Genomic DNA, 311 nt, shown 5'->3' with positions numbered 1-311 from the left:
ATGCGTAGCCTGCGGCGGCATCAGTGAGCATCTGGAAATGGCTCTGCAGAAAGCAGGCTGGCAGGGTGCTTATATCCACCGGGGTGTGGAGGATGTGCGTCTGCCCCATGCGACGGTTCCGCAGATCAAGCAGAGCACCGGCCTGGATGCAGAACATCTGGCACAGGCCATCCGTACATGGAAAGGAGCAGAATCTTGAAGATTCGTTTGGATCACTATCTGGTTCAGCATGGCCTGATCCAGAGCCGTGAGCGCGCTAAGGCGCTGATCATGTCCGGCGTGGTCTTTGTCAATGAACAGAAGGTAGACAA

General features: G+C 55.9%; 1 protein-coding gene and 1 pseudogene. Both read left to right on the top strand.

Features of this window, described 5'->3' with window-relative positions:
• Window positions 1–199: pseudogene (locus P0G09_RS17590) on the top strand (1-deoxy-D-xylulose-5-phosphate synthase); the annotation flags it as partial.
• Window positions 178–311, top strand: a 134-nt coding sequence (locus P0G09_RS17585) for a S4 domain-containing protein (RefSeq protein ID WP_275253316.1), incomplete at its 3' end; no start/stop codon positions are given. The pseudogene P0G09_RS17590 and the gene P0G09_RS17585, both read left to right, overlap by 22 nt.

The organism is Faecalibacterium sp. DFI.5.82 (assembly GCF_029076575.1).
Taxonomy (GTDB): domain Bacteria; phylum Bacillota; class Clostridia; order Oscillospirales; family Ruminococcaceae; genus Faecalibacterium; species Faecalibacterium duncaniae.
The sequence above is the reverse complement of the archived record's forward strand: the minus strand, read 5'-3'. Positions and strand labels throughout refer to the sequence as shown.